Source organism: Pseudoalteromonas sp. DY56-GL22 (genome assembly GCF_041414715.1).
In the GTDB taxonomy this organism is placed as follows: Bacteria; Pseudomonadota; Gammaproteobacteria; order Enterobacterales; family Alteromonadaceae; genus Pseudoalteromonas; species Pseudoalteromonas simplex.
Genome location: NZ_JANHZR010000017.1, coordinates 1 through 11,922 on the forward strand (window position 1 = coordinate 1; position 11,922 = coordinate 11,922).

Consider the following 11,922-nt stretch of genomic DNA (forward strand, 5'->3'; position numbering starts at 1 on the left):
CTGATAGCTGATAGCTGATAGCTGATAGCTGATAGCTGATAGCTGATAGCTGATAGCTGATAGCTGATAGCTGATAGTTTTACTTGGAGGTTCTATGTCTGATTTGGTTTTTTCTGATTCGTTTATCGACGGTGACTTTTACTCTACGAGCCAGCGTTTTAGTGTAGATAACCCCGCAACTGCAGAGGCGATCACTCATGTCTCTGATATTGATGAAGCTGGGGTTGAGCAGGCTATAAAAAGTGCTGACGAGGCATTTAGCAAACTAAAGCAAACAACTGCAACCGAGCGAAGTGAAACGTTGCGTCGCTGGTATGAGTTGGTTATTGAGCACAAGCAACAGCTTGCTGAGTTGATGACTAAAGAGCAGGGTAAGCCCTTAAAAGAAGCCTTGGGCGAAGTTGAATACGGTGCAGGCTTTATTAAATGGTTTAGTGAAGAAGCAAAGCGTAGTTATGGCGACACCATCCCTGCTACCGACAGCAAACATCGTTTAACAACGATAAAGCAGCCAATCGGTGTGGTGGCAGGTATTACCCCTTGGAATTTCCCGATTGCCATGATCACCCGTAAAGTGGCACCAGCTTATGCCGCGGGTTGTAGTTTTGTAATTAAACCTTCGGAACATACGCCATTATGCGCTATTGCCTTAGCCTATCTTGCTGATAAAGCGGGATTTGTAAAAGGATCGCTGAATGTGGTGGTCTCTGAAAACGCCAAAATGGTGGGTGAGATCATGACCGAGTCGGAGCGTGTGCGTAAGTTCACATTCACTGGCTCAACCGGTGTAGGTAAGCAGTTACTTTCGCAGTGTGCCTCAACAATTAAACAAACGTCAATGGAGCTTGGCGGCAATGCCCCATTTATTATTTTCGATAATGCCGATTTAGATGAAGCAGTTGCAGGCCTTATGGGGGCTAAATTTAGAAACGCAGGGCAAACCTGTGTTGCCGCTAACCGAATTTTTGTTCAGCGCTCAGTGCTTGAAACGGTGCTCGAAAAACTCACAGACAAAGTAGCTGAGTTAAAGGTAGGTAATGGACTTGATGACGGGGTAGATATCGGCCCATTAATTTACCCTAAAGCAAAAGAGAAAGTTCAAACGCTTGTGCAAGATGCGGTTGATAAAGGGGCGTCGTTAATCGGTGATAACAGCGAGCTTGAAGGTAGCTTTCAAGCGCCATTAATTTTAACCGATGTGACCCCAGAGATGGATATCTATCATGATGAAGTGTTTGGCCCTGTAGTCAGTATCATCGCTTTTGATGATGAAGAAGAAGTACTTCAGCTTGCGAACGACGTACCTTATGGTTTAGCTGCGTATTTTTATAGTGAAAACATAAAGCAAGTTTATCGAGTAAGCGAAGCACTCGAATACGGCATGATAGGTATTAACGAAGGCCTTATCTCAAACCCCGTAGCGCCATTTGGCGGCGTTAAACAGTCTGGTTTAGGCCGAGAAGGCGGCCACCAAGGGTTAGATGAGTACCTAGAAGAGAAGTATCTTTGTGTTAAGGTTTGAGCTATAACTCCGTTCGGCTCAAACTTATAACTATTCTTTACAAAGAGGATAAGAGGGCGCTTAGCTTTAGAGGAAGTAAACAATGATCTTATGGTTTCCTCGTTCTTTTCTCATTCTCTCCTCTTTGTGCAATTACTTTCGCGCGAAATAAATTTCACGCCTACAATACCTCGCACCTCGTGGGAGCGGCTTTAGCCGTGAATAGGTCAAATCTATTCGGCGTTAAAACGCCTCCTACCACGTAGGCGTCACGCTTGCTTGGCGCGTCTTACATTCAACACCCTGACGGCAAATCCAAAGACATCGCACGAAATAAATTTCACGCCTACAATACCTCGCACCTCGAAGGAACGGCTTTAGCCGTGAATAGGTCAAATCTATTCGGCGTTAAAACGCCTCCTACCATGTAGGCGTCACGCTTGCTTGGCGCGTCTTACATTCAACACCCTGACGGCAAATCCAAAAACATCGCGCGAAATAAATTTCACGCCTACAATACTTCGCACCTCGTAGGAACGGCTTTAGCCGTGAATAGGTCAGATCTATTCGGCGTTAAAACGCCTCCTACCACGTAGGCGTCACGCTTGCTTGGCGCGTCTTATATTCAACACTCTTTCGATGGATTAACGCCTTACCAACAAACAACACAATTCGGCTTCAAACTTACAGCTTACGGCTTAAAGCTTCTAACTCCTCACCTATATTTTTCACAAAATGATAGCGCTGTCATTTTAGTTTTTATATGATAGGAACGAATTATTAACAAAAATGAAAAATAGTACGCAGAAATACCGTACACTCAGGGCTTAAACGAGGAGAAAGTAATGGATTTTAAGAAGTCACTATTCGCGGTAATGCTAGCGACTGCGCCTTTAATGGCAAGTGCAGCATTAACTCAATCGCAAGTTGATCAGTTTGCGAAAGGTACTGAACTGCTATTTTCGGTAGAAGATAACTTTCGTAATAAAGATGCGGGCTTTTTAGGAAAAATTACCCTCAACAATGGCTCTAATGTGACGTTACCTGCAGGCGAGAGCGATTGGCAGCTTTATATCCACTCAGTTCGTAAAATCTCAACTGAGCATGTTGCGGGCTTAAACATTGAACACGTTAATGGTGACTTGCACCGCATCGTACCAACGAGCTCATTTAAAGGTTTAGCTGCAGGTGAAAGCTTAGAGCTACCGTTTGATGCGCAAGTGTGGATTGTTGCTTACAGTGACTTTATGCCACGGGCATTTTTTGTGTCAGGTAAGAATAAACCTGCCGTATTTGCCAACACCGACACTGAAGACTTTAAACAGTTTGTGACGCCATTTACCCGTGAGAATCAGTTACGCCGTTACAATGAGCCAAAAGATTTATCGGTTTTAGCAACGGCAAAAGTACGTTTCGAGCGTAATAGCGCTGACAAGGTTGCGGTCAGTAAAGATGATGCTTTAAAGCGTATTATTCCTAAGCCTCGTAAAGTCGATTTTAACCGTGGCAGCGCAACGCTAAACAATAATTGGCAAATCAGTTATCAAGGCCAGCTTAAGCACGAAGTTATGGTGTTTATGCAAGACTTGCAAGATGACTATGGCATTAGCCTTAAAGCACAGCCTGATCATATCAATGCTGGCAAAGACAAAGTAATACGCTTAAAAGTCGACCCTAAACTCAATAATGCAAAAGCAGAAAGCTACACCCTAGAGGTTGATGATGAAATGATCACCATCGTAGGTAGCGATAACGCCGGTGTGTTTTATGCGATGCAAAGCTTATTGAACCTCATTCCTGCAAACAGCCAAGGTAGTGCTAGCTTACCGCAGTTAGAACTTGAAGATTCACCGCGCTATGGTTGGCGTGGTATGCATTACGATAATGGTCGTAATTATCATGGCAAAGAGGCAATGTTCAAGCTGGTTGAGCAAATGGCTCGCTATAAAATGAATAAGCTACACTGGCACTTTTCAGAAGATGAAGGTTGGCGACTTGAGATCCCTGGTTTACCAGAGCTCACAGACGTTGGCGGCTATCGCTGCTTTGATTTAGAAGAGCGTGAGTGTTTATTAACTCAGCTTGGCACTGGGCCATTTAAATCGGGTTCAGGTAATGGTTATTTGAAACGTGATGAGTTTGTTGAGCTATTAAAGTTTGCGAAAGACCGCCACATTCAAATCATCCCAGAAGTTGAAGGGCCAGGTCATGCGCGTGCCTCAATCAAAGCGATGGAAGCGCGTTATCACAACATGTTAGAAGAAGCTGAGAAAGCCGCTAAAAACAACATTAAAACGCGCTCTGCAAACAAAGAAATTCAACACATAGATATGGGGCCAGCAACGCAATACTTGCTTACCGACCCTAAAGATACCTCTGTGTACATGACGGTACAAAACTACAAAGATAACTCAATGAATGTGTGTATGGACTCAACCTACGCATTTTTAGATAAAGTAACTTATGAACTTCAGCAGATGTACCGCGAAGCAGGTGTGCAGCTAAAGAACCTGCATATTGGTGGTGATGAAGTTGGAGCAGGTTCGTGGATAGGCTCGCCAATCTGTCAGGCGTTATTTGCTGATCCTAATAACGGTGTAGCTGGCCCGGCTGATTTAAAACCTTATTTCACACAACGTGTTGCTACCTTACTTGAAAAACGCGGTATTTCTCCGGGGATTTGGGAAGATGGCATCATGTATGACCGTGAAAATTCGTTTAAACGAGATGAGTTCCCTAACAAAACCTTTACCGTTAATACTTGGGATAACATTTGGGAATGGGGCGTTGCCGATAGAGCATACCGCCTAGCAAATGCTGGTTACCAAGTGGTGTTATCACACGGTACGCATTTGTACTTTGACCACCCATACGAAGCAAGCCCTGAAGAGCGCGGTTATTACTGGGCAACTCGTTACACAGATACTAAAAAGGCCTTTAACTATATGCCTGATGACGTGTATGCCAATGCTGATTACACCCGCACTCGTGAGCCAATTGTTAATTTAGAAGCGTTGGTGGGCCGCCCGTTACCTAAACTTGAAAAGCCAGAGAACATTCTGGGTATGCAAGGACAGGTATGGTCAGAAACAATCCGTACTGAAGAGCAAGTATTAGCAATGATCTTCCCGCGTATTTTATCAGTAGCAGAGCGCGCATGGCACAAAGCTGATTGGGAAGGCAAAAGCGTCGATAGTAAAAAACAAGCAAAAGACTGGGCGGAGTTTTCAAGTGCAGTTGGTTTAAAAGAGCTTGAGAAACTAGCTAAAGACGGCATCAACCTGCATTTACCAGTACCTGGCGGTGTGATTGAAAATGGTAAGTTGTATGCCAACAGCGCATTTGCTTATTTGAGCATTGAATACAGTCTAGACAACGGCCAAAGCTGGCAAACTTATGCCGAGCCTGTGAAGGTTGATAACAATGCAGAAGTTGCGCTACGCACCCGCTTAAACGCACAGCAAACCAGTCGCGTCACAGTTGTTGGTGAGTAGTGCTTTGTGATGAATAAATGTGACGTCTACAGCAAAGCGTAGGCGTCATTTTTGCTTGCGCGTCTGACTAAAATCTGGCGGCCTAAAAACTTCGCGCGAAATAAATTTCACGCCTACAATACCCTGCACCTCGCACCTCGCACCTCGCACCTCGCACCTCGCATCTCGTAGGCGTCACGCTTGCTTGGCGCGCCTTGCATTCAACTCCTATCTGAAGGGGTACGTATTGCACTCAAACAACACAGTTCGGCTCAAAACTGACAGCTAATCCAAATTCATCGCGCGAAATAAATTTCACGCCTACGGTATCGATTATCACTTCAGTTACGTATCAGCACATTCGGCTCAAAACTGACGGCTCCTAGAAACTACTTAAAAGAAATATGTCAGCGCTGTCATTTTTGTTGCGATAGTGTTATAAATATTTAATATCTCTTTTATATAATCATCTGAATGAGCAGCGCTGTAGAGTCGAACTGTGCTGTTATAGGAAATGTTATGTCTGAAATAAATAAACAAAGCAGTGTTGTGCCTATGGCGATTGTTGCCACGCTGTTTTTTATACTGGGTTTTGCTACATGGTTAAATGGCTCACTGATGCCATTTTTACAGCAAATTTTGCAGCTATCACCTTTTCAGGCATCGCTGATTATTTTCTCGTTTTATATCGCCGTGACTTTTACGGCTCTACCTTCGGCGATGATCATCAGAAAGGTAGGTTATAAAAACGGTATGGCGCTGGGTATGGTGACCATGATGGTGGCAGGTTTGCTATTTATTCCTGCCGCAAAAACACAAGTGTTTGCACTGTTTTTATTTGCGCAGCTTGTTATGGGGGCAGGGCAAACGTTATTACAAACAGCGGTTAACCCATACGTAGTAAGAATTGGACCTGAAGAATCAGCCGCGGCTCGCGTTAGTATTATGGGTATATTAAATAAAGGTGCGGGTGTTGTTGCACCGATTGTATTTACCGCACTGATACTCAGCGACTTTAAAGGCTTTGTAGGTAAAGAGCTTAGCCAAACTGATATTGATGCCATGGCTAATGGCTTAATCTTACCGTATTTAGGGATGTCTATTTTTATTGGTATACTCGGCTTTGCGGTAACTAAAATGCCATTGCCAGAGTTAATTGATGACGACGTTGATGAACAGAAACCGGGGCAGGTAAAAGAAGCATTAAGCCATCCGAGTCTTGCCTTAGGGATAGTGGCACTTTTTGTCTATGTAGCTGTTGAAGTAATTGCCGGCGATACCATTGGTAGCTTTGCGTTGTCGTTAGGTATTGAAAAATACAGTGTTATGACATCGTACACCATGGGGTGTATGGTACTAGGTTACTTTTTAGGGATTTTACTTATCCCACGAGTGTTATCGCAGCAAACAGCACTAACTATTTCAGCAGTATTGGGCTGTGTGTTAACGCTAGCGATAGTTACAGGTAGTAATGAAACTGTATTTATATCAACATTGTTTGGCCTAAAATCGGTACTACCTGATACCTTATTGCTCATTGCTGTGCTAGGCTTTGCTAATGCGATTGTTTGGCCTGCAGTTTGGCCGTTAGCATTATCTGGTTTAGGTAAGCTAACTAGTGTAGGCTCTGGTCTGCTCGTTATGGGCATAGCCGGTGGCGCATTTGGTCCATTATTTTGGGGCCTAGCAAGTGGCGGCGTAAAAAGCGCAGAAGCACAACAAATGGCTTATATTGTGATGTTGCCTTGTTATTTATTCATACTTTTCTATGCTGTTAAAGGCCACAAGATGAAAAGTTGGAAGTAATTATGAGTTTGAGGTTGGGCGTAAAATGCACCGCCTTGAACTTTGAAAAGCATTTCTAGTAAATAGAAATAATCCCGTGTGTAATGCCACCGAAAGGTGGCATTTTTTTGTTTGGGGTTTAAGGCTCGCGTCAAATTATCACAAAGCGGATAAGAGAGCGCTTCGCTTAAGAGAAAGTAATATTGTGGTTTCCTCATTCACTTCTCTTTGTGCAAAAGAAATATTGAACCACAAACAAACCCGAACAGCCAAAGCTGACGGCTTTTAGATCTGAAAACAGGTTTTAAAGATAAATCTTGAAATTCAAAATAAAAAATATTTAGGAAAATATAGGGATTTACTAAGGGGGAGAAGTGGGGCGACTGATGGGGCTTGAACCCACGACAACCGGAATCACAATCCGGGGCTCTACCAACTGAGCTACAGCCGCCACTGAGATACACCTCGTTTGGTGTGGCGCGCATATTACATAATTAACTTAGGCTTGTGAACCCCCTAAATTAAAAAAAGTAAAAAAAACTTACTTGCTTCAGAAAATTCAGAAAAGCAGGTTTAGTCAGTTAGTGTTCAGTTTCGGTATTTAGACTTGCGACTTTTGCAATTGAGCAATTACTCATTTTTTAGTTTGGCTGTAATTTAATGATTTTTTAACCAAAGATCATATATAATTTGAACAGCGTTATGCTAAAAATGAACTTCAGGAGAGAATATGGATACTATAATGAACTGGATCAATGAGAATTCAGGTTTAATCATACATTACGCCGTTCAGGCTGTTCTTGCGCTAATCATTTTCTTCATCGGTGGTCGTATCGCAAAATTTTGCGAAGGGATGACTGAAAAAGCATTTGATAAAAAGAAAGTAGACAAAGCCGTAGGTTCATTTGTAGCAAGCATTGTTTATGCTATTGTTTTTGCAGCAACTATCTTAATGGCACTATCTCAACTTGGTATTGAGACAACATCATTCATTGCTATTTTAGGTGCGGCTGGTTTAGCTGTAGGTCTAGCACTTCAAGGTTCACTGTCTAACTTTGCTTCAGGTGTTTTAATCATCCTACTTCGCCCTTTCAAATCAGGCGACTATGTAGAAGCCGGTGGTAAAGCGGGTACTGTTAAGAAAATCGAAATTTTCTCTACAGAATTACGTACACCAGATAATAAAGTAATTATTATGCCTAACTCATCAATCATGGGAAGCCCAATTACAAACTTCTCTCGTGAATCAACTCGTCGTATCGATTTAGTAATTGGTGTGGGTTACGATGCAGACCTTAAAGAAGCAAAAGCAGTTCTTAAATCAGTATTAGATAAAGAAACTCGTTTATTAAAAGATCCAGCATACACAGTCGCTGTATCTGAGCTTGCAGATTCAAGTGTGAACTTTGTAGTTCGCCCGTGGGTTAATTCATCAGATTATTGGCCAACGTATTTCGATCTAATGGAAAACATTAAGATCGCATTAGATGACGCAAATATCACGATCCCATTCCCGCAAATGGATGTTCATTTGCATAAAGAAGATTAATCACAAGTAGTAAAGGTTATTTTTTAATGAAATTAAAAGCTTTATCAATTCTAGTTGCAGCAAGTGCTGCAACTAGCGCATTCGCAGCAGATGAAACTAAAACTTGGGATGTAACCAGTGAACTAGGTGCCATTATTACAAGTGGTAACACTGAAACAACAACACTAAAAGGTGGTGTTAAGGTTTTACATAACCTAGAAAACTGGAATAACGAGTACAAGTTAGACGGTCTTTATAAAGAAGATGAGATCGAAAACGACGACGGTGTTAAAGAAACACAACGTACTAACGAAAAGTACTCAATCTCTGCACAAGGTAACTACAAGTTAAACGAAAAGCACTCACACTTATTCATCTACGGCTCGCACGTATCTGATTACTTTGGTGCATATCGCAACGAATCAGTAATCTCAGCAGGTTATGGTTTACGCGTAATCGACCGTTCTGATATGTGGTTAAACGCTGAAATCGGTCCAGGTTATAAGTATTTCCAATACCCTGATGACAGCACTGAAGTTGATGAAAACGGTAACTCACTTGCCGGCGAGCGCGAAGGTGAAGTTATCGCGTTAGGTAAAGTTGATTATAACTGGCAGATTTCAGACAGCGCACGTTTTACTCAGTTAGTATCAGTTGAATATGGTGATACCAATACTAAAACACGTTCAGAGTCTGCAATTCTTGCCAAAATCAACGGCTCACTACAAATGAAAGTAGCTTACAACATCACTCACAACTCAGACGTTGCGGATGATAAAGAAAACACAGATACAGAAACGTCATTAACACTGGTTTACAGTTTTTAACCACATAAACCGTTTCGTTGACAATTAAATGACAAAAAGGGACGAAAGTCCCTTTTTTATTTCCCAATATTTCAGGTAGAATAGACAATCTTTTTGACTGTAGAACTATGGATATCCCTACCTGTGATGTTATTTAAAAGACTCTTTATTACTTTTTTGCTGTTAACTTCCGCATCAGTATTGGCTTTTACTCCTACAGCTGCACAAATAGAGCAATTTAAAAAACTCCCAAAAGCACAGCAAGAAGCACTAGCAAGGCAGTATGGTGTAGACTTATCAACGATTACAGGTAAGAAAGTTTCAACTGAACAAGTTGAACAAGAATCAACAATACAACCTCGCCTAGAACAAGAAAAAGAACAGTTAACAGATGAAGAGCGCTTTGCTCCGAAAGTTGATGAGGTAAAACCTTTCGGCTATGACTTGTTTGCTGGTGAGCCAACATCATTTATGCCAAGTGAAAATGCCGCCGTTCCTGATACCTATTTAATTGGTCGTGGAGATACGCTCAATATCAACTTTTACGGTAAAGAAAGTGAGAACTATGAAGTTGTTGTTGACCGCGAAGGGCGTATCAGCATTCCAAACTTAAGCCCTGTTCAAGTGGCAGGCCTTACTTTTGCTGAAGTCAAAGAGTTAATCAAAGCAAAAGTTGAACAAGAAGTAATTGGTATTAAAGCATTTGTTTCGGTAGGCAAACTTCGTAGCATTCGTGTGCTAGTGCTTGGTGAAGCATACAAACCGGGTAGTTATTCTGTTTCATCATTGACTACCGTATCGCATGCACTATTTGTTAGTGGTGGGGTATCTGATATTGCTTCACTACGTAATATTCAAGTTAAGCGTGCTGGGAAGGTTGTTGCAAACTTTGACTTGTATGATCTTTTGATCAATGGTGATAGCAGTAACGATATTATTTTGAAGCCAGGCGATGTGGTGTTTATTCCATCAGTTGGCTCACAAGTCGCTGTTGAAGGTTTGGTCAAACGCCCTGCTATTTTTGAATTAAAAAAAGGTGAAACAGCGGCACAATTATTAAAAATGGCGGGTGGTTTAAAGCCGCAAGCTTACGCTAAAAAAGCAATTGTAGAACGCTTCAATAACAATAATATGAAAGAAGTATTATCAATTGACTTTAGTAGCAATCAAATTAACTACACTCCTCGTGATGGCGATCGTATTCGTTTTAATCCGGTAAGCTTCCAATATCAAAACAGCATTAGTTTAATTGGTGCTGTTGCACGTCCGGGTCATTATCAGTGGCATCTAGGCAAGCATATCTCTGACGTTCTAACTTCAGTGCGTGGTGACTTGCTGCCTCAGGCTGACTTAGGTTACGGGTTACTTGTTCGTGAAGTTAATGTAGCAGGTGATATTCAAGTTTTTCAATTTGATATAGCACAAGCGATTGTTAAAGCTGCTGAGCATGACCTAGAACTTAAAGCAAACGATAAACTTTTTGTTTTTAGCCGTTATCAAGAAAAAGAAGCTGAAGAAATTGCGCTTGCAAATATGGCACTTACTGAAGAGCAGCAAGAGCAGCAGTATAAAGTAAAACAATGGCATCAATACCAACAAAGAGAATTTGAAAAATACATTGGTGTTACAGGTACAGTCGACGATTTAAAGTTAAAAGAAGACGGCACTAAATCAATTGCTGATATTGCTAAGCGCAATTTAAATAAAGATGAAGAATTGCTTGATGCAGAAGATTACGCAGTTTTCAGTCGGTTTAATCTATTAAAGCCAATCATTGCAAAGTTAAAGCAACAAGCCTCAGTCGCTATGGCAATGCAGCTTGTAGAAATAAATGGTCATATAACTTACCCAGGTGTTTATCCTCTTACAGTTAATGGTGAAGTAAACGATTTGATTGCCGCAGCAGGTGGATTACTTGAGTCTGCATACACTGAACAAGCTGAAATAACTCGTGTAATGGATGGCGATGCATCAAAAGTTAAACATATCAAATTTAATCTGCAAGCAGCCATGTTAGGTAGTAATGGTGAAAATATCGCATTGCGTAGTAAAGACAGTATTAATATTTTCTCAATTCCTAACTGGCAAGAAAACGTAAAAGTAGAGCTGAAAGGTGAAGTTAAATTTCCAGGGATCTATACAATTCGTCGTGGCGAAACCTTAAGCAATTTACTTGAGCGTGCAGGTGGTTTCTCTGAGTTTGCCGCGCCAAATGCAGCTATTTTCACTCGCGAAGCAATTCGCAAACAAGAGCAACAGCAATTAGCAAAACTTTCTGAAGATTTGCGTCGTGACATTGCATCAAAAAGCTTCGAAAACTCCGTAAGTAGTAACAGCCTTTCCTATGATGAAATGAATAAGTTGTTGAATGATCTAGCTAACGTTGAAGCTGTGGGTCGATTGGTTATTGATTTACCACTGATTGTAGAAGATAAGCAAAACTTAGTGCTACAAAATGGTGATACTCTTTATGTACCAAGTAAGCGTGATTCTATCAGTGTGATCGGTGAAGTTAATTACGCAACCTCACATCTATTCAAACAAGGCATTACGGTTGACGATTACATCGATCTCAGTGGCGGCTTAAAAGAGCGCGCAGCAGATGAACGAATCTATATAATCAAAGCTAATGGCTCAGTGAAAATCCCAAGTACAGGCAGCTGGTTTGCAGTTAATGACACAAACACGCTTGAAGCCGGCGATACCATCGTAGTGCCAATGAACGCAGATTACATGGACAACCTAACTCTGTGGAGCACTGCGACACAGATTGTTTACCAGTTAGGTGTAGCAGTTGCTGCTATTAGTAGTATATAAAGCCTATTTTTA

The 11,922-nt window shown here is 41.6% G+C and carries 6 protein-coding genes and 1 tRNA gene; 6 read left to right on the forward strand and 1 reads right to left on the reverse strand.

Going from position 1 to position 11,922, the window contains the following annotated elements; all coding sequences use genetic code 11:
* The first annotated feature begins 94 nt into the window (after positions 1 to 94).
* From NO991_RS20100 to nagP, 3 genes are all read left to right on the forward strand, one after another.
* Positions 95 to 1,522, forward strand: coding sequence for an NAD-dependent succinate-semialdehyde dehydrogenase (locus NO991_RS20100; protein WP_187489483.1), 1,428 nt, complete (start codon positions 95 to 97; stop codon positions 1,520 to 1,522).
* Between the two features lie 824 nt (positions 1,523 to 2,346).
* A complete protein-coding gene (locus NO991_RS20105) occupies positions 2,347 to 4,995 on the forward strand; it encodes a family 20 glycosylhydrolase (protein WP_371352329.1) in 2,649 nt (882 codons plus the stop codon).
* Positions 4,996 to 5,493: 498 nt separating this feature from the next.
* The gene (nagP, locus tag NO991_RS20110) at positions 5,494 to 6,780 is read left to right on the forward strand and encodes an N-acetylglucosamine MFS transporter NagP (protein ID WP_371352330.1); all 1,287 of its coding nucleotides are present in this window, start codon (positions 5,494 to 5,496) and stop codon (positions 6,778 to 6,780) included.
* 354 nt (positions 6,781 to 7,134) lie between these two features.
* On the opposite strand, the gene NO991_RS20115 is transcribed toward nagP, so the two are convergent.
* Positions 7,135 to 7,210 (reverse strand) — tRNA-His (locus tag NO991_RS20115).
* A gap of 279 nt (positions 7,211 to 7,489) precedes the next feature.
* On the opposite strand from NO991_RS20115, the gene NO991_RS20120 reads away from it, so the two are divergent.
* From NO991_RS20120 to NO991_RS20130, 3 genes are all read left to right on the forward strand, one after another.
* Complete coding sequence (locus NO991_RS20120; protein WP_054552509.1) at positions 7,490 to 8,308, forward strand: mechanosensitive ion channel family protein; 819 nt, start codon at positions 7,490 to 7,492, stop codon at positions 8,306 to 8,308.
* A gap of 26 nt (positions 8,309 to 8,334) precedes the next feature.
* A complete protein-coding gene (locus NO991_RS20125; RefSeq protein WP_054552510.1) occupies positions 8,335 to 9,114 on the forward strand; it encodes a YdiY family protein in 780 nt (259 codons plus the stop codon).
* A gap of 126 nt (positions 9,115 to 9,240) precedes the next feature.
* Positions 9,241 to 11,910 carry an SLBB domain-containing protein gene (locus NO991_RS20130; RefSeq protein WP_371352343.1) on the forward strand — a complete coding sequence of 890 codons (2,670 nt, stop codon included), beginning with the start codon at positions 9,241 to 9,243 and terminating at the stop codon, positions 11,908 to 11,910.
* The last annotated feature ends 12 nt before the right edge of the window (positions 11,911 to 11,922 follow it).